16 protein-coding genes are annotated in these 18,026 nt (G+C 72.9%); all 16 read left to right on the forward strand.

What is annotated here, in order from left to right; translation table 11 throughout:
- Nucleotides 1–8 precede the first annotated feature (8 nt).
- The 16 genes from OG985_RS26640 (at nucleotide 9) to OG985_RS26715 (ending at nucleotide 18,026) form a co-directional block, all read left to right on the forward strand.
- Nucleotides 9–587 carry a flavin reductase family protein gene (locus OG985_RS26640; protein WP_371670859.1) on the forward strand — a complete coding sequence of 193 codons (579 nt, stop codon included), beginning with the start codon at nucleotides 9–11 and terminating at the stop codon, nucleotides 585–587.
- A 1-nt stretch (nucleotide 588) separates the two neighbouring features.
- Nucleotides 589–2,361 (forward strand): biotin carboxylase N-terminal domain-containing protein, encoded by a 1,773-nt coding sequence (locus tag OG985_RS26645; protein ID WP_371670860.1) that lies wholly within the window; start codon nucleotides 589–591, stop codon nucleotides 2,359–2,361.
- A gap of 5 nt (nucleotides 2,362–2,366) precedes the next feature.
- A complete protein-coding gene (locus OG985_RS26650; RefSeq protein ID WP_371670861.1) occupies nucleotides 2,367–3,494 on the forward strand; it encodes a hypothetical protein in 1,128 nt (375 codons plus the stop codon).
- 606 nt (nucleotides 3,495–4,100) lie between these two features.
- Nucleotides 4,101–5,567: an FAD-dependent monooxygenase gene (locus OG985_RS26655; RefSeq protein ID WP_371670862.1), complete on the forward strand. Its 1,467-nt coding sequence runs from the start codon at nucleotides 4,101–4,103 to the stop codon at nucleotides 5,565–5,567.
- Nucleotides 5,568–5,731: 164 nt separating this feature from the next.
- Nucleotides 5,732–6,061, forward strand: coding sequence for a TcmI family type II polyketide cyclase (locus OG985_RS26660; protein ID WP_150951192.1), 330 nt, complete (start codon nucleotides 5,732–5,734; stop codon nucleotides 6,059–6,061).
- Nucleotides 6,058–7,329 (forward strand): beta-ketoacyl synthase, encoded by a 1,272-nt coding sequence (locus tag OG985_RS26665; RefSeq protein ID WP_371670863.1) that lies wholly within the window; start codon nucleotides 6,058–6,060, stop codon nucleotides 7,327–7,329. The genes OG985_RS26660 and OG985_RS26665 overlap by 4 nt, the downstream gene beginning before the upstream one ends.
- 8 nt (nucleotides 7,330–7,337) lie before the next feature.
- Nucleotides 7,338–8,549, forward strand: a complete 1,212-nt coding sequence (locus tag OG985_RS26670) for a ketosynthase chain-length factor (protein ID WP_371674503.1) — start codon at nucleotides 7,338–7,340, stop codon at nucleotides 8,547–8,549.
- Nucleotides 8,550–8,765: 216 nt separating this feature from the next.
- A complete protein-coding gene (locus OG985_RS26675) occupies nucleotides 8,766–9,041 on the forward strand; it encodes an acyl carrier protein (protein ID WP_371670864.1) in 276 nt (91 codons plus the stop codon).
- A gap of 270 nt (nucleotides 9,042–9,311) precedes the next feature.
- On the forward strand, nucleotides 9,312–10,097 hold the full coding sequence (gene fabG / locus OG985_RS26680) for a 3-oxoacyl-ACP reductase FabG (protein WP_371670865.1): 786 nt from the start codon (nucleotides 9,312–9,314) through the stop codon (nucleotides 10,095–10,097).
- Nucleotides 10,098–10,131: 34 nt separating this feature from the next.
- The gene (locus OG985_RS26685; RefSeq protein WP_371670866.1) at nucleotides 10,132–11,076 is read left to right on the forward strand and encodes an aromatase/cyclase; all 945 of its coding nucleotides are present in this window, start codon (nucleotides 10,132–10,134) and stop codon (nucleotides 11,074–11,076) included.
- Between the two features lie 3 nt (nucleotides 11,077–11,079).
- Nucleotides 11,080–13,398: an SDR family oxidoreductase gene (locus tag OG985_RS26690; protein ID WP_371670867.1), complete on the forward strand. Its 2,319-nt coding sequence runs from the start codon at nucleotides 11,080–11,082 to the stop codon at nucleotides 13,396–13,398.
- Between the two features lie 4 nt (nucleotides 13,399–13,402).
- Nucleotides 13,403–14,932: an MFS transporter gene (locus OG985_RS26695; protein ID WP_371670868.1), complete on the forward strand. Its 1,530-nt coding sequence runs from the start codon at nucleotides 13,403–13,405 to the stop codon at nucleotides 14,930–14,932.
- A complete protein-coding gene (locus tag OG985_RS26700) occupies nucleotides 14,892–15,341 on the forward strand; it encodes an acyl carrier protein (protein WP_371670869.1) in 450 nt (149 codons plus the stop codon). Before OG985_RS26695 ends, OG985_RS26700 begins: the two co-directional genes overlap by 41 nt.
- A complete protein-coding gene (locus OG985_RS26705; RefSeq protein ID WP_371670870.1) occupies nucleotides 15,338–16,162 on the forward strand; it encodes a 4'-phosphopantetheinyl transferase superfamily protein in 825 nt (274 codons plus the stop codon). The genes OG985_RS26700 and OG985_RS26705 overlap by 4 nt, the downstream gene beginning before the upstream one ends.
- Nucleotides 16,163–16,167: 5 nt before the next feature.
- Complete coding sequence (locus OG985_RS26710) at nucleotides 16,168–17,793, forward strand: acyl-CoA carboxylase subunit beta (protein WP_371670871.1); 1,626 nt, start codon at nucleotides 16,168–16,170, stop codon at nucleotides 17,791–17,793.
- Nucleotides 17,790–18,026 (forward strand): acyl-CoA carboxylase subunit epsilon, encoded by a 237-nt coding sequence (locus OG985_RS26715; protein ID WP_371670872.1) that lies wholly within the window; start codon nucleotides 17,790–17,792, stop codon nucleotides 18,024–18,026. Before OG985_RS26710 ends, OG985_RS26715 begins: the two co-directional genes overlap by 4 nt.

The raw sequence follows: 18,026 nt of genomic DNA on the forward strand, positions 1-18,026 counted from the left end.
GGATGCGCATGTCAGCAGCAGCGCGCTCGCTGATTCACACCCACGAGCGACAGCCGATCGAAGCTCCGACCCTGCGCCGCGTGTGCGGCCTGTTCACGACCGGGGTCACGGTCATCACCACCGGCCCGGCGGGCCGTGCCGAGGGTACGACCGTCAACTCCTTCACCTCGGTCTCCCTGGACCCCCCGCTCGTCCTGTTCTGCCTGCACAAGCAGTCACGGCTGCACGAGGTGCTGGAGGAGAGCGGTGGCTTCACCGTGAACTTCCTGTCCGGCCGGCAGGAGAAGCTGGCCCGGTCCTTCGCGGGGCGCCGGCCCGAGGGGTTCACCGGGGTACCGCACCACTTCAGCGACGGCGGTCTGCCGGTGCTGACGGAGGCGCTGGCGTACCTGACCTGCACGACCGTCGACATCCACGCGGGCGGCGACCACGAGATCGTCGTCGGCGAGGTGGTGGAACTGGGTGTACCGGACCACGGCCAGGAGCCGTTGATCTTCTTCGACGGGTCGCTGGGCGCCCTGGAGGCCGGGGCCGGTCGTTTCAACCAGGCCCAGGACGCCGGGACTTCGGGCAGACGGGCGTCCTGACATGCGACGGGTGCTCATCGCCAACCGTGGCGAAATCGCTGTCCGTGTGGCCCGGGCCTGCCGGGACGCCGGGATCGCGAGCGTGGCCGTATACGCCGACCCGGACCGGGACGCTCTGCATGTCCGCGCGGCGGATGAGGCGTTCGCCCTGGGCGGTGACACCCCGGCCACCAGTTATCTGGACATCGAGAAAGTGCTGGGCGCCGCGCGGGAATCGGGTGCGGACGCGATCCATCCCGGCTATGGCTTCTTGTCGGAGAACGCCGACTTCGCCCAGGCCGTGCTGGACGCGGGGTTGATCTGGATCGGACCGCCGCCGCAGGCGATCCGTGATCTGGGGGACAAGGTCGCTGCCCGGCATATCGCGCAGCGGGCGGGTGCGCCGCTGGTGGCGGGTACGCCGGATCCGGTGGCGGGTGCGGAGGAGGTGGTGGCCTTCGCCCGCGAGCACGGTCTGCCGATCGCGATCAAGGCGGCCTTCGGTGGCGGCGGGCGGGGTCTGAAGGTGGCCCGCACGCTGGAGGAAGTTCCGGAGCTGTATGAGTCGGCGGTGCGGGAGGCGGTGGCCGCGTTCGGGCGCGGTGAGTGCTTCGTGGAGCGTTACCTCGACAAGCCGCGGCATGTGGAGACGCAGTGCCTGGCCGACTCCCACGGCAACGTGGTGGTGGTCTCCACCCGTGACTGCTCACTCCAGCGCCGGCATCAGAAGCTGGTGGAGGAGGCTCCGGCGCCGTTTTTGTCGCCGGCGCAGGTGGAGGAGTTGTACGCCTCCTCGAAGGCGATCCTCAAGGAGGCCGGCTACGTCGGCGCCGGCACGGTCGAGTTCCTGGTCGGCCAGGACGGCACGATCTCCTTCCTGGAGGTCAACACCCGGCTGCAGGTCGAGCATCCGGTGACCGAGGAGGTCGCCGGCCTGGACCTGGTGCGGGAGATGTTCCGCATCGCCGACGGTGAGGAACTCGGCTACGGCGACCCCGTGCTGCGCGGGCACTCCTTCGAGTTCCGGATCAACGGCGAGGACCCGGGCCGGGGTTTTCTGCCCGCGCCGGGCACCGTCACCGCTTTCGCCGCGCCGTCGGGGCCGGGGGTGCGGCTGGATGCCGGGGTGGAGTCGGGGTCGGTGATCGGTCCGGCCTGGGACTCGCTGCTGGCGAAGCTCATCGTCACCGGCCGCACCCGCCAGGAGGCCCTCCAGCGGGCCGCGCGTGCGTTGGAGGAGTTCCGGGTGGAGGGCATGGCCACGGCGATCCCCTTCCACCGCAAGGTGGTCACCGACCCGGCGTTCGCGCCGGAGTTGAGTGGTTCCACGGATGCGTTCACGGTGCACACGCGGTGGATCGAGACGGAGTTCGTCAACGACATCAAGGCGTTCACCGCGCCCTCGGATGTGGAGGGTGAGGAGGAGGCGGGCCGCGAGACGGTCGTCGTCGAGGTCGGCGGGAAGCGGCTCGAGGTCTCCCTGCCGGTCTCACTCGGCATGTCGCTGGCCCGCACCGGACTGGCCGCCGGCGCGAAGCCCAAGCGGCGGGCGGCGAAGAAGTCGGGGCCCGCGGCCTCGGGTGACACGCTCGCCTCGCCGATGCAGGGCACGATCGTGAAGGTCGCCGTCGAGGAGGGCCAGCAGGTCACCGAGGGCGACCTGATCGTCGTCCTGGAAGCGATGAAGATGGAACAGCCGCTCAACGCGCACCGGTCCGGCACCATCAAGGGCCTGTCCGCCGAAGTCGGCGCCTCCCTCACCTCCGGCGCGCCGATCTGCGAGATCAAGGACTGAGACCCATGGCAGCACTCTCCTACACCGATGCCGTGAACGAGGCACTCGAGCGCCTGCGTGGAGTGGGCTTCGAGCACGGCCCGAGGTTCGTCAACCACGCCCCGATGGCCGCCGAGGCTCTCGCCCACATGGGGTACACCGACGAGGTGCCCGGCTGGGTCGACCGCAATCTGCGCACCCGCACCTACCACGACGTGCCCGAGCTCCGATGGGCCATCGACCCGGCCGACCGGGCCGGATGGCAGGCGGCGCTGGGGGACTTCGCCCGGGTCGGCGACTGGACCGCCCTGTTCGAGCGGGAGTTGTCCGAGGACGAGTGGACCGAGGTGCTGGCCCGCTGGTGGCCCCGCCTGCTGCCCGGCATGTCGGGGGTGCTCACCCACGGCGTGATCCGCACCGCGCACGCGGTCCGCGCGGTGGCCGCGGCCGGCCCGGACAACCACAGACAACTGAGCGAACTGGCCCAGGGGTTGGGCTACTGGGCGGCCCGCTACGCGGGTCACGGCGCACCGGTGGACGACTCCGACTCGGGCGAACTCGCGGCGGACCCGGACCCGGACCCGGACCCGGACCCGGACGCGGGCGCGGATGCGAACACGGGCGCGGGCGCGTTGGGCGACGGGCGACGCGACGACGGCCGTAACCGCGACCGCGACCGCGACCGCGTCCACGACCATGGCGAAGGCGACGGTCACGACGATGGCGATGGCGACGGCCACGGACGTGACCCGGCCGCGCGGGCGCTGGACGAGCTGGTCGCGGAGTACTCGGGGATCTATGCCACCGTCGCGCAGCGTCATCCGATTCCGCTGATCCACTCGGTCACCGGCCCGGCCGCCGTCCGGCTGGTGATCGAGTACCTGCCGCCGGCCCAGCGGTGGCCCTCGTACCGGGTCGCCCGGTCCCTCAGCCGTACGATGCTCGACTGGTTCCAGGCCACCCCGCGCCCGCAGGCGCCGTTGCCCGAAGCCCCCGACGTCGACGAGGTGTTCGCGAACGCCGTCCAGATCGGCGACGAGCACGCCATCAAGCTCGCCGAGGTCGCCGTCCGCCACGAGGCGATCGCGCCCGACCCCCGCCACGCGGCGGCCGCCCAGATCGCGAACCAGGGCCTCGGCCGCCTCTACCTGTGAGCGTCGGCAGCACCCACCGGCCGACCGTGGCGACGCCCGACCGGCCGGCCTCGGTCATGCCCGACCGGGTCTGACCGGCGAGCCGCCGTGACGCCCGACCGCGCCCGACAGGCGGGTAGTCGTGATGCCCAACCGGGCCCGACCGGCGGGCCGCCGTCATGCCTGACCGGGCCCGGCAGACCGGCCTCGGTCATGCCCGACCGACCTCGGTCATGCCCGGCCGGCCTCGGTCATGCCCGACCGCGCCCGACCGGCCGGGGCCTCGGTCATGCCTGACCGGGTCTGACCGGCGGGCCGCTGTGATGCCCGACCGGGTCGCCCCGGCGAGCCGCCGTGACGCCCGACCGCGCCCGACAGGCGGGTCGGCGTGATGCCCAACCGGGCCTGACCGGCGGGCCGCCGTCATGCCCAACCGGGCCCGGCAGACCAGCCTCGGTCATGCCCACCCGGCCGGGCCACCCGGCCCGGCCGACCGGCCCGCCCGACCGGTCGCCGTCGCGTCTGACCGGACGGCGCCGGTCGCCCCGGCCACCCCCGATCGACCCGTTCTTCCCCGCTGACCCGTCTCTTCCCCGCCTGAAGCGCGGGTTCATCCCGAGGAGTGTCATGGACGCAACTGTCATCGTCGTGGGCGCCGGACCGGCGGGCATGATGCTCGCCGGGGAACTGCGCCTCGCGGGCGTCGGCGTCATCGTGCTGGAGAAGCTGCCGGCGCGCACCGGAGAGTCGCGCGGTCTCGGTTTCACCGCCCGCACCATGGAGGTCTTCGACCAGCGCGGACTGCTGTCCCGCTTCGGGGACATCGAGGTCAGCAACGTGGGCCACTTCGGCGGCCTGCCCGTGGACTTCGCGGTGCTGGACGGAGCGCACCAGGCCGCCAAGACCGTCCCGCAGTCAGCCACCGAGACCGTGCTCGAGGAGTGGGCCGCCCAGCTCGGCGCGGACATCCGGCGCAGCCACGAGGTCCTGTCCGTCACCGAGAAGGAGGACTGCGTGGAGGTGGAGGTGCGCGGGCCGGCCGGTGTGCGGCATCTGCGCGGCGAGTACCTCGTCGGCTGTGACGGCGGCCGGTCCACGATCCGCAAGACCCTCGGCTTCGACTTCCCCGGCACGGCGTCGACCCTGGAGATGTTCCTCGCCGACGTCCGGGGAATCACCCTGGAGCCCCGGATGATCGGCGAGACCCTGCCCGGCGGCATGGTCATGGTGGGCCCGCTGCCCGGCGGCGTCACCCGGCTGATCGTGTGCGAGCGCGGCACCCCGCCGCAGCGCCGGGAGAAGCCCCCGACCTGGGACGAGGTCGCCGCCGCCTGGCAGCGACTGACCGGCGACGACATCTCGCACGCCGAGCCGGTGTGGGTCTCCTCGTTCGGAGACGCGACCCGGCAGGTCACCGAGTACCGGCGGGGCCGGATCTTCCTCGCCGGAGACTCCGCGCACATCCATCTGCCGGCCGGCGGCCAGGGCATGAACACCAGCATCCAGGACGCGGTGAACCTGGGCTGGAAACTGGGCGCGGTGGCCCGGGGCAGGGCGCCCGAGGCGCTCCTCGACAGCTACCACGCCGAGCGCCACCCGGTGGGCAAGCGGCTGCTGATGAACACGCAGGCGCAGGGCCTGCTGTTCCTGTCCGGGCCCGAGGTGCAGCCGCTGCGGGACGTGCTGAACGAGCTGATCCGCTACCCCGAGGTCAGCAAGCACTTCGCCGCGATGGTCTCCGGCCTGGAGATCCGCTACGACCTCGACGGCGGCCCCCACCCGCTGCTCGGCCGGCGTCTGCCGGAGGTACGGCTGACCGGCGACAGGCTGGTCTCCTCCAGCACCGAGGCGCTGCGCGCGGCGCGGGGTGTGCTGCTGGACCTCACGGGCAACGAGGCGCTGCGCCGCCGGGCCACCCCCTGGCTGGACCGGATCGACGTCGTCACCGCCACTCCCGTACTGCCCGAGGGCAGCGCGCTGGCCGGAACCACGGCCGTCCTGGTCCGCCCCGACGGATACGTGGCCTGGGCCGCACCGGGCAGTCACGGCGATCTGCCGATGGCACTGGAGCGCTGGTTCGGCCCGGCCCGTTGACCGCCTCACGGGCGCCGTTGTCCGTGTCGCTGTCCGAACCCGTGCCGGCACTCCTCCCCGTCCCCTCCGTCCTCGCCGTCCGTCGAGCCGGCCGCCGGAACGTCACTTCACCCGCGTGCGGCACCCGCCCCGCCCGCCCACGAGTCCCGCCGAAGGAGACCCCCATGCACAGCACACTGATCGTGGCCCGGATGGACCCCGGCAGCCAGGCCGACGTGGCCCGGCTGTTCAAGGAGTTCGACGGCACCGAGATGCCGCACCTCATGGGCACCCGGCGCCGTCAGCTCTTCGCGTACCGCGGCCTCTACTTCCACCTCCAGGACTTTGACACCGACAACGGCGGTGAGCTGATCGAGGCGGCCAAGTCCGACCCGCGTTTCGTCGGGATCAGCGAGGACCTCAAGCCGTTCATCCAGGCCTACGACCCGGCCACCTGGCGGTCCCCGGCCGACGCGGTCGCCACACGCTTCTACGACTGGGAGGGCCGGGCGTGAGTGCCAGGCGAGTGGTCATCACGGGGGTCGGTGTCACGGCCCCCGGCGGAGTGGGCGCCGAGAACTTCTGGAGCCTGCTCAGCGAGGGACGTACGGCGACGCGCGCGATCACCTTCTTCGACCCGTCCTCGTTCCGCTCCCGGGTCGCCGCCGAGATCGACTTCGATCCGGAGGCACACGGGCTCGGCCCGCAGGAGATCCGCCGGATGGACCGGGCGGCACAGCTGGCCGTGGTGACCGCCCGTGAGGCGGTCGCCGACAGCGGACTGGACCTGGCCGCGGCGGACCCGTACCGGGTCGGCATCACGATCGGCAGCGCGGTCGGCGCGACCATGGGACTCGACGAGGAGTACCGGATCGTCAGCGACGGCGGCCGGCTGGCCCTGGTCGACCACGAGTACGCGGTCCCGCACCTCTACGACTACCTGGTGCCCAGCTCGATCGCGGCCGAGGTGGCGTGGGCGGCGGGGGCGGAGGGCCCGGCGACGGTGGTTTCCACCGGCTGCACCTCCGGCCTGGACTCGGTCGGCCACGCGGTCGAGCTGATCCGCGAGGGGTCGGCGGACGTCATGGTGGCCGGCGCGACCGACGCGCCGATCTCGCCCATCACCCTGGCCTGCTTCGACGCCATCAAGGCGACGACCCCGCGCAACGACGACCCCGAGCACGCCTCGCGACCCTTCGACGGGACCCGCAACGGCTTCGTGCTGGGGGAGGGTTCGGCGGTGTTCGTGCTCGAGGAACTGGAGAGCGCGCGCAGGCGGGGTGCGCACATCTACGCGGAGATCGCCGGCTACGCGTCGCGCTGCAACGCCTTCCACATGACGGGCCTGCGCCCGGACGGCGCGGAGATGGCCGAGGCCATCACGGTGGCGCTGGACGAGGCCCGGGTGAACCCCGACGCGATCGACTACGTCAACGCGCACGGCAGCGGCACCAAGCAGAACGACCGGCACGAGACGGCCGCCTTCAAGAAGAGCCTCGGCGAGCACGCCTACCGGACGCCGGTGTCCTCCATCAAGTCGATGGTCGGGCACTCGCTCGGGGCGATCGGTTCGATCGAGATCGCCGCCTCGGTGCTGGCCATGGAGCACAACGTGGTGCCTCCGACGGCGAACCTGCACACGGCCGACCCCGAGTGCGACCTGGACTACGTGCCGCTGGTCGCGCGGGAGCACCGTACCGACGCGGTGCTGACGGTCGGCAGCGGATTCGGCGGATTCCAGAGCGCGATGGTGCTGGCCCGCCCCGAGAGGAGTATGGCATGAGCTCGTCAATGCCGAAGGTCGTCGTGACGGGGCTCGGCATCGCCGCCCCCAACGGCCTCGGTACGGAGGACTACTGGGCGGCGACCCGGGCGGGCAAGAACGGCATCGCCCGCATCACCCGCTTCGACCCCTCCCGGTACCCGTCCCGACTGGCCGGCGAGATCCCCGGGTTCACCGCCGGGGACCACCTGCCCAGCCGGCTGACCGCCCAGACCGACCACATGACCCGGCTGGCCCTGGTCACCACCGACTGGGCGCTGGCCGACGCCGGCGTCACCCCCGCCGAACTGCCCGGATACTCCATGGGCGTGGTCACCGCGAGCTCCTCCGGGGGCTTCGAGTTCGGCCAGGGCGAACTCCAGAAGCTGTGGAGCCAGGGCAGCCAGTACGTGTCCGCGTACCAGTCCTTCGCCTGGTTCTACGCCGTCAACAGCGGCCAGATCTCCATCCGCAACGGCATGAAGGGGCCCAGCGGCGTGGTCGTCTCCGACCAGGCCGGCGGTCTCGACGCGCTGGCCCACGCCCGCCGTCAGATCCGCAAGGGCACCGACCTGATCGTCTCCGGGTCGATCGACGCCTCGATCTGCCCGTGGGGCTGGGTCGGACTCCTCGCCAGTGGCCGCCTGTCGACCAGCGAGGAACCCGACCGGGCCTACCTGCCCTTCGACGTGGCCGCCGCCGGACACGTGCCGGGGGAGGGCGGGGCGATCCTCATCCTCGAATCCGACGCGTCGGCCGAGCGGCGCGGGGCCCGCGTGTACGGCGAGATCGCCGGCTACGGCGCCACCTTCGACCCGGCCCCCGGCAGCGGCCGCCCGCCCGGTCTGCGCAAGGCGATCGAACTCGCCCTCGCCGACGCGGGCGCCGACGCCGGTGACGTGGACGTCGTCTTCGCCGACGGCGCCGCGATCCCCGAGCTCGACCGGTCCGAGGCCGACGCCCTCAACGACGTGTTCGGACCGCACGGCGTCCCGGTCACCGCCCCCAAGACGATGACCGGCCGCCTCTGCTCCGGCGCCGCCCCGCTGGACGTCGCCACCGCCCTGCTGGCCATCGCCGACGGGATCGTCCCGGCCACCACCAACGTCGACCCGGACGCCTCCTACGACCTCGACCTGGTCACCGGCCAGCCCCGGCCGGGCGAGCTCCGCACGGTCCTGGTCGTCGCCCGCGGACACGCCGGGTTCAACTCGGCGGCGGTGGTGCGGGCGGCGGCGTGACACCGCTCGCCCGGCGCCCGGCCGCCCCAGGACACCCGGCGCCCGGCCCGCCCCCATGACACCCGCCGCCCGGCTCGTACTTCCACTCCCACGCCCGAGCCGGGCGGCGGGCGTTTCGCCTGCCGCCTGTCAGTGCCCTCCGGACGGCGAAACGAGCTCGGCACGGGGACACCGGAACCGCCGGAGCCCCTTCCACCACGATGAAAGGACGCACGCGTGGCCACCCAGCCCTTCACCATCGAGGACCTCAAGCGGATCCTGCTCGAGGGAGCCGGCGCCGACGAGAACGTCGACCTCGACGGCGACATCCTCGACACGGAGTTCGAGGAGCTCAGCTACGAGTCCCTGGCGCTGCTGGAGACCTGCGGCCGGATCGAGCGCGAGTACGGCATATCGCTCGACGACTCCGTGCTGACCGAGGCCAAGACCCCCCGGGCGATGGTCGAGGCGGTCAACGCCCGCCTCGCCGACACCACCCCGGCGGCCGCCTGACCACCCGCCGGCGCGGCGTCCCCCTCCGACACCGCGCCGGCGGCTTCCCTGCCGACGCCGCCCCGACGGCCTTCCCGCCGAGGCGGCCACGGCGGCTGCCTCACCGACCGGCCCAGACGCCCACCGACCCGGGCCCCGCGCCACCGCGCCGGCGGCTTTCCCTGCCGAGCCGGCTACGGCGGCTGCCTCACCGACCGGCACCACGCACGGCCACCGCACCCCCTCCACCTCACCCCCCTGCCCACACACGCCTACAAGGGAGCACCAGACATGTCCGACATTCCCCAGCGGGTCGCCCTCGTTTCCGGGGCCACCAGCGGTATCGGTCTCGCGGTGGCACGGCTGCTGGCGGGCCAGGGGCACCGGGTCTTCATCGGTGCCCGCGACGCCGAGAACGTGGCCCGTACCGTCAAGCAGCTGCGCGAGGAGGACCTCGACGTCGAGGGTGCCGCCCTCGACGTGACCTCGCCGCTGTCGATCGAGACCTTCGTCCAGGCCGCCGTGGACCGCTTCGGCACCGTCGACGTCCTGGTCAACAACGCGGGCCGGTCCGGCGGCGGCGTCACCGCCGACATCGACGAGGAGCTCTGGTACGACGTCGTCGAGACCAACCTGAACGGCGTCTTCCGGCTCACCCGCGCCGTCCTGAACACCGGCGGCATGCGCCACAAGGACCGCGGTCGGATCATCAACGTCGCCTCCACCGCGGGCAAGCAGGGCGTGGTGCTGGGCGCCCCCTACTCCGCCTCCAAGCACGGAGTCGTCGGCTTCACCAAGGCCCTCGGCAACGAGCTCGCGCCGACCGGCATCACCGTCAACGCGGTGTGCCCCGGCTATGTGGAGACGCCCATGGCGCAGCGCGTGCGGGCCGGTTACGCGGCCGCGTACGACACGTCCGAGGACGCCATCCTGCAGAAGTTCACGGCGAAGATCCCCCTCGGCCGCTATTCCAGCCCCGAGGAGGTCGCCGGACTCGTGGGCTACCTCGCCTCCGACACGGCCGCCTCCATCACCGCGCAGGCGCTCAACGTCTGCGGCGGTCTCGGCAACTTCTGACCGGTCCGACACCCGTACCTTCCGAGGAGCACGCATGTCCGCATCCGAGCCGCGGGAAGTCGAGCACGAGATCACCGTCTCGGCCCCGGCCACCGCCGTCTACCGGCTGATCGCCGAGGTGGAGAACTGGCCGCGGATCTTCCCGCCGACCATCTACGTCGACCACCTGGAGCGTTCCGGCAACGAGGAACTGATCCGCATCTGGGCGACCGCCAACGGCGAGGCCAAGAACTGGACCTCGCGCCGCGTCCTGGACCCCGAGGGCCTCGGCATCACCTTCCGCCAGCAGGTCTCCACGCCCCCGGTCGCCACCATGGGCGGCACCTGGATCATCGAGCCGCTGTCCGAGACCGAGTCACGCATCCGGCTGCTGCACGACTACACGGCCGTCGACGACGACCCGGCGAGCCTGGCCTGGATCGAGGAGGCCGTGGACCGCAACTCCCGCTCGGAGCTCGCGGCCCTGAAGACCAACGTGGAACTGGCCACCGCCTCCGAGGAGTTGACCTTCTCCTTCGAGGACACGGTCGAGATCGACGGGTCCGCCAAGGACGCCTACGACTTCGTCAACGAGGCCGGCCTGTGGTCCGAGCGGCTGCCGCACGTGGCGACCGTACGGCTCACCGAGGACACCCCCGGCCTGCAGACGCTGGAGATGGACACCCGCGCCAAGGACGGCTCCGTACACACCACGAAGTCCTACCGGGTGTGCCTGGACGGCGAGAAGATCGCCTACAAGCAGACCACCCTGCCGGCGCTGATGACCCTGCACACCGGCTACTGGACGTTCCGCGAGACGGACACCGGCGCGACCGCCTCCTCGCAGCACACCGTCGTGCTGCGGCCGGAGAACATCGAGCGGATCCTCGGCCCCGAGGCGGGTGTGGACGAGGCCAGGGAGTACGTGCGCTCGGCGCTCAGCACCAACAGCCGCGCGACCCTGGGTCACGCCAAGAACCACGTCGAAGCGAGGCGCTGACCCGTGGCCGGTGCCGACGCTGTCGATACGCAGGTCGTGGTGGTCGGCGCCGGCCCCGTCGGGCTGATGCTCGCCGGAGAACTGTGCCTCGGCGGTGCCGACGTGACCGTACTGGAGCTGCTGGACGCGCCGACGACACAGTCGCGGGCGTCCACCCTGCACGCACGGACCATGGAGATCCTGCACCAGCGGGACCTGCTGGAGGGCCCCGGCGGGTTCGGCGACCCGCTGCCGCCGCACGAGCCGATGGGCCACTTCGGCGGCCTGCCGATGGACCTGCGGCTGCCCAGCCCCTACCCGGGGCAGTGGAAGGTGCCGCAGGTCCGCACCGAGGAACTGCTCGGTGCCCGCGCGGTCGAACTCGGGGCGCGGATCATGCGCGGATACCGGGTCGTCGGCCTGGAGCCGTACCCGCACCACATCGAGGTGGCGGCGGAGTACGGCGGGCGGCGGGAACGGTTCACCACGCGCTACGTCGTCGGCTGCGACGGCGAGGACTCGGCCGTACGACGGCTCGCGGGCATCGGCTTCCCCGGCAACGGCGCCGAACGGGAGCTGATCCGGGCCGACGTCGACGGCATCGAGATCCGCAACCGCCGCTTCGAGCGGCTGCCGAAGGGGCTCGCCATCGCCGCCCGGCGCGGCGACGGCGTCACCCGGGTGATGGTCCACGAGTTCGGCCGCCCGGCGCGCGCGAGCGGCGAGGCGTCCTCCGCGGACATCGTCGAGGCCTGGCGCAACGTCACCGGCGAGGACATCTCCGGCGGCACCCCGCTGTGGGTCAACTCCTTCGGCGACGCGTCCCGGCACGCGGAGCGCTACCGCGACCGTCGTGTGCTGCTGGCCGGCGACGCGGCGCACCAGCAGATGCCGATCGGCGGCCAGGCGCTCAACCTCGGCCTCCAGGACGCCGTCAACCTGGGCTGGAAGCTCGCCGCGACCGTGGTGGGGCAGGCCCCGGACGGGCTGCTCGACACCTACCACGAGGAGCGGCACGCCGTCGGGCGGCGGGTGCTGTCCCACATCCGGGCCCAGGCGCGGCTGCTGCTGGGCGGCCCGGAGGTGGAGGCCCTGCGCTCCGTCGTCGGCGAACTGACCGCCTACGAGCCGGTACGGGCCCACCTGGCCGGCACCATCAGCGGCCTCGACGTGCGCTACGAGACGGCGGCCGGCCACCCGCTGGTGGGCGCCCGCCTCCCGGAGGCCCAACTGCCCGGCTCCGCCGAGCCGTTCAGCGCGCTGGGCCTGCTGCGCACCGGGCGCGGACTGCTGCTCGTGCCGGCCCGGCAGGAGGAGCTGCGGCAGCGGATCGCCGACGTGGCCCGGCCGTGGGCCGCGACCGTCGACACCGTGACCGCGCTGCCCCCGGCGGAGGGCCCCCTGACAGAGGTCGCCGCGGTGCTCGTCCGCCCCGACGGCCACGTCGCCTGGGCCGGCGACTCGCCGGACGGCCTGGACGCGGCTCTCGGCCGCTGGTTCACCCCCGGCGGCCCGCGGGACACGCTCCCGCGCGCACACCCCCACGCAACGCACGCACACGTCAACGGCAGGAGAAGGAACATGGGTGACCTCACCGGCAAGACCGCGCTCGTCACCGGCGCGAGCCGCGGGATGGGCCGGGCCACCGCCGAACGCCTGGCCCGGGACGGCGCGCTCGTCGCCGTGCACTACGCCACCAACGAGGACGCGGCCGCCGAGGTCGTCGCCGGGATCGAGAAGGACGGCGGGCGGGCGTTCGCCGTACCGGCCGAACTCGACGCACCCGGCGGCGTGCACGAGCTGTTCCTCGGCCTGGAGCGGGGACTCAAGGAGCGCACCGGCTCCACCGTGCTCGACATCCTGGTCAACAACGCCGGGGTGATGGGCGGGGTGAAGCCCGAGGACACCACGCCGGATCAGTTCGACCGGATCTTCGGCGTGAACGCCAAGGCGCCGTTCTTCATCATCCAGCGGGCGCTCGCCGACATCCCCGACGGCGGCCGGATCGTGAACATCTCCTCCGGGCTGACCCGGTTCGCCAACCCCGACGAGATCGCGTACGCGATGAGCAAGGGCGCCGTGGAGCAGCTCGCGCTGCACTTCGCCAAGGCGCTCGGGCCGCGCGGGATCACCGTCAACAGCGTGGCCCCCGGCATCACCCGCAACGGCAACCCGGTGTTCGACATCCCGGAGGCCGTCGAGGCGATGGCGGGCCTGTCCACCTTCAACCGGGTCGGCGAACCGCAGGACGTCGCCGACGTCATCGCCTTCCTCGTCTCCGACGACGCCCGCTGGGTCACCGGCTCCTTCGTCGACGCGAGCGGCGGAACCCTCCTCGGGTGACGCCGTGACCACGTCGTATCCCTCCGCGACGGCCACCGCCGAGCTCGCCGCCGGGCGGTGGGGCGCACGGCTGTGGGCCCTGCTGTTCGTCCTCGCCGGCAACATGCTCATCGACGCGCTCGAAGTGTCCGTGGCGGTCGTGGCGCTGCCCGCGATCGGCACGGACCTCGGGCTGCCGCTGACCGCCGTGCAGTGGACGATGACCGGTTTCGCCGTCGGCTTCGGCGGGCTGATGCTCTTCGGCGCCCGCGTCGTGAGCCTGCTGGGGCGCCGCCGGGTCTACCTGGCGGCGCTCCTCGCCTTCGCGGCCGCCTCCCTGCTGAGCGCGTTCGCCCAGGAACCCTGGCTGCTGGTCGCCACTCGCCTGGTCAAGGGCTTCTGCGCGGCGCTCACCGCGCCCACCGGCCTCGCCATCATCTCCACCGCCTTCCCCGAAGGCCCGCCCCGCAGCCGGGCGTTGTCCGTCTACACCCTGTTCGGCGCGGTCGGCTTCACCACCGGCCTGCTCCTCTCCGGCTGGCTCACCGGCTACAGCTGGCGGCTGACCTTCGCCTTCCCGGCACCGGTCGTGCTGCTGCTCTTCGCCCTCGGCCTGCGCCTGATCCCCGACAGCGACACGGCACCCGGGGCAGCACCCGGCATGCACCGGCGCTACGACGTGACGGGCGCCGTCACCTTCACCGGCGCCCTGCTCGCCCTCGTCCAGGGCATCACCGCCCTCCCGGCCCACGGCTGGGCCGATCCCCGGTCCGGCGGAGCCCTGCTGGCCGCCGCGACGCTGCTCGCGCTGTTCGTCGCCGTCGAACGCACCGCGCCCGCACCGCTGGTGCGGTTCGGCGCGCTGCGCGGCGGACCGATGCTCCGCTCGGCCCTTGGCGCGGCCTGTCTCAACGGGTCGTATCTCGGGCTGCTGTTCGTCCTCGTCCACCAGTTGCAGACGGTCGCCGGCTGGTCGCCGCTGCGCTGCGCGCTGGCCCTCGGACCGGCCGCCGCCCCGCTCGCGGTCACCGCGCTGCTGTCCGGCCGGCTCGTCACCCGCTTCGGCGCCCCGCGGCTCATCGCGGCCGGCGCGGTCCTCCCCCTCGCGGGCTACCTGCTCCAGCTGCGCACGTCCTGGCCGCTCGACTACCCGGGGCTGCTGCTGCCCACGCTGCTGCTGGTGGGGGCCGGCTTCGTGCTGTCCTTCGCCGCGCTGAACACGCAGGCCACCGCGTGGCTGCCGGCCGCCGAACGCGGCGCGGGCAGCGGCCTCTACCAGACGGCCGTACAGACCGGTGCGGCCCTGATTCCGGCGCTCACCGCCGCCCTGCTCACGGCCGCCACCCCGGCGCACGCCACGGCCGCCGAGGCCGTGGCGGCCTGCCGGCCCGCGCTCGTCCTGGTCGCCGCACTCGGCGGACTCGGACTCCTCGTGGGCCTTCGCGGCCTCACCCGCACCGCCGTACCGCGCCGCCCTCCCGTACCTCCCACCCACTCCACGACGGGGAACGATCATGGACCAGACGACGAAGACCTGGATCTTCGACGACCTTGACGATCTCGACGACCTGGACTACGAGTTCGAGCAGGACCACGTGGTGGACGTGGTGCCGCCGAGCCTGGGGCAGCTGGCCTCCTGCGGCCTCACCGAACGCACCCGGCTCATCGACGCCTACGTACGGGCCGAACTCGCCCGTGTGCTGCGGGTGGAGCCGCACACCATCGACACCGTGGGCCGCCCCATGAACAGCCTCGGCATCGGCTCCATCACCGGCCTCGAACTCCAGCGCCGGATGGAGGCCGTCCTCCAGGTCGACGTCAACCTCAACATGCTGCTGCGCGCCAACAGCGCCGCCGAACTGGTCGACTGCCTGGCCGGACAGCTCGGCCCCGAGGACAACCCGCACAAGCACGCCGGCGAGATCGAGCACCTCGTCTCGCACGACCTGCCGGGCACGGCGTGAGCGGGGACCTGCTCGTCCGCGGGGGGCCGGCCACCGACGCGGCCCGGCTGCCCGTCCCCGGCCGGCTCGACGTGTGGCTGCTGCGCCGGCCCCGGCTCGACTCGGCGGCCGAACAGCTGGAGCTGACCGAGCTCAGCGACGCCGAACGCAGGCGCACCGCCTCCTTCGTGCGCCCCACGGACGGCATCACCTACGCCTCCGCGCACGTCGCCCTGCGCCGGCTGCTCGGCGCCTACCTGGGCCGGGCCCCGCGGGACGTGCCGTTCGTGCGGGAGCCCTGCCCCGGCTGCGCCAAACCGCACGGGCGGCCCGCCGTCGCCCACCCCGGCCCGCCGCTGCACTTCTCCCTCGCCCACAGCCACGGCATGGCCGCCATCGCCGTCTCCACCACGGTGATCGGCGTCGACGTGGAGCGGCTGCCCCGCGACGAGACCGTCGAGGTGTGCGCCCCCGCCCTGCACCCGGGGGAACGGGAGGAACTCGCCGGCCTCGCCGGCCAGGCCAAGCGCGAGGCGTTCGGCCGGATGTGGACCCGCAAGGAGGCCTACCTCAAGGCGCTCGGCACCGGCCTGTCCCGCGATCCGGGCCAGGACTACCTCGGCTCCGACGCCCACCGCAGGCCGGCCGGCTGGACCCTCCTGGACCTGCCGGCCGGCCCCCGGCACAACGCCGCCGTCGCGGTGCTCGGCACCGAGGCGCCCCGGGTCGGGGTGCGCTGGCTGCCCCCGGAGGCACTGTTCGCCGGCGGCACGGTGGACCTCGACGCCGTCGACCCGGGCGTCGCCGCCACGACCACGCAAGGACCTGACAGGGGAGCGTGACCCAGATGTCGACCGACCAGACCGGCACGGCACAGACCGCCGCCGCCCGGCCCAGCCTGCGCGACCGCGAACACCGCGGCCAGTGGAGCGCCCTGGAACGGGTGGAGGAGCTCGGCCTGATCAAACAGGCCGCCGCCCACGGCGACCCGCTGGCCACCGAGCGCCAGCACGCCAAGGGCAAGCTCACCGCACGCGAACGCATCGAACTACTCCTCGACGACGGCTCGTTCAACGAGGTCGAGAGCCTGCGCCGGCACCGCGCCTCCGGCTTCGGACTGGAGCGCAAGCGGCCCTACACCGACGGTGTGGTCACCGGCTGGGGCACGGTCGAGGGCCGTACCGTCTTCGTGTACGCCCACGACTTCCGCATCTTCGGCGGCGCCCTCGGCGAAGCCCACGCGCAGAAGATCCACAAGATCATGGACATGGCCCTGGCGGCCGGGGCACCCCTGGTGTCGCTGAACGACGGCGCGGGCGCCCGGATCCAGGAGGGCGTCAGCGCGCTGGCCGGCTACGGCGGCATCTTCCAGCGCAACACCCGGGCCTCCGGCGTCATCCCGCAGATCAGCGTGATGCTCGGCCCGTGCGCGGGCGGCGCGGCCTACTCGCCGGCCCTCACCGACTTCGTCTTCATGGTCCGCGACATCTCCCAGATGTTCATCACCGGACCCGACGTGGTGCGGGCCGTGACCGGCGAGGAGATCAGCCAGAACGACCTCGGCGGCGCCGACGTCCACGCCACCACCTCCGGGGTCGCCCACTTCGCCTACGACGACGTCCGCAGCTGCCTGGAGGACGTGCGGTACCTGCTGTCCCTGCTGCCGTCCAACAACCGCGAACTCCCGCCCACCGCCAAGGGCGACGACCCCGCCGAGCGGCGCACGGACCCGCTGCTGGAGCTCGTCCCCGAGGACCCGAGCCGGGTCTACGACATCCGGGGCGTCATCGAGGAGATCGTCGACGACGGCGAGTACTTCGAGATCCAGCCGGGCTGGGCGACCAACATGGTGTGCGCGCTGTCCCGGCTGGACGGCGAGGTCGTCGGCATCGTCGCCAACCAGCCCGCCTCCTTCGCCGGCGTCCTCGACATCGACGCCAGCGAGAAGGCCGCGCGGTTCGTGCAGTTCTGCGACGCCTTCAACATCCCGCTGGTCACCCTGATCGACGTGCCGGGCTTCCTGCCCGGCGTGGACCAGGAGCACAACGGCATCATCCGGCGCGGCGCCAAACTGCTGTACGCCTACTGCAACGCCACCGTGCCGCGCATCTCCCTGGTGCTGCGCAAGGCCTACGGCGGCGCCTACATCGTCATGGACTCCCGGTCCATCGGCACCGACCTGGCGCTGGCGTGGCCGTCCAACGAGATCGCGGTCATGGGCGCCGAGGGCGCGGCCAACGTCATCTTCCGCCGCGAGATCGCCGCCTCCGACGATCCCGACGCCACCCGGGCGCAGAAGATCAAGGAGTACCAGGCGGAGCTGATGCACCCGTACTACGCGGCGGAACGCGGCCTCGTCGACGACGTCATCGACCCGCGCGACACCCGCCGGGCGCTCGTGCGGGCGCTGGCGATGCTGCGCAGCAAGCAGGCCGACCTGCCGTGCCGCAAGCACGGCAACCCGCCGCAGTGAGCGGGGCCGACGGCGAGCGGGACGCGCTGGTCATCCGCGTCGTCAAGGGACAGGCCACGGCCGCCGACATCGCCGCCCTCACCACGGTGCTGCTGGCCCGCGCCGCCGCCCTGGCCGCGGGCGGGCCGTGCCTGCAGGACCGTACGCCCACCGCCGGCTGGCGCCGCCCGGAACGCAACCCCGCCCACCGGGACCCGCGCGCCTGGAGCGCCTCCGGCAGCCGGGGCGCGTAG

It is taken from the genome of Streptomyces sp. NBC_00289 (assembly GCF_041435115.1).
Lineage (GTDB): Bacteria > Actinomycetota > Actinomycetes > Streptomycetales > Streptomycetaceae > Streptomyces.

Coding starts and splice junctions, on each gene's coding strand:
- OG985_RS26640 (WP_371670859.1), top strand. CDS start 9: ATGTCAGCAGCAGCGCGCTCGCTGATTCACACCCACGAGCGACAGCCG.
- OG985_RS26645 (WP_371670860.1), top strand. CDS start 589: ATGCGACGGGTGCTCATCGCCAACCGTGGCGAAATCGCTGTCCGTGTG.
- OG985_RS26650 (WP_371670861.1), top strand. CDS start 2,367: ATGGCAGCACTCTCCTACACCGATGCCGTGAACGAGGCACTCGAGCGC.
- OG985_RS26655 (WP_371670862.1), top strand. CDS start 4,101: ATGGACGCAACTGTCATCGTCGTGGGCGCCGGACCGGCGGGCATGATG.
- OG985_RS26660 (WP_150951192.1), top strand. CDS start 5,732: ATGCACAGCACACTGATCGTGGCCCGGATGGACCCCGGCAGCCAGGCC.
- OG985_RS26670 (WP_371674503.1), top strand. CDS start 7,338: ATGCCGAAGGTCGTCGTGACGGGGCTCGGCATCGCCGCCCCCAACGGC.
- fabG (WP_371670865.1), top strand. CDS start 9,312: ATGTCCGACATTCCCCAGCGGGTCGCCCTCGTTTCCGGGGCCACCAGC.
- OG985_RS26685 (WP_371670866.1), top strand. CDS start 10,132: ATGTCCGCATCCGAGCCGCGGGAAGTCGAGCACGAGATCACCGTCTCG.
- OG985_RS26700 (WP_371670869.1), top strand. CDS start 14,892: ATGGACCAGACGACGAAGACCTGGATCTTCGACGACCTTGACGATCTC.
- OG985_RS26710 (WP_371670871.1), top strand. CDS start 16,168: ATGTCGACCGACCAGACCGGCACGGCACAGACCGCCGCCGCCCGGCCC.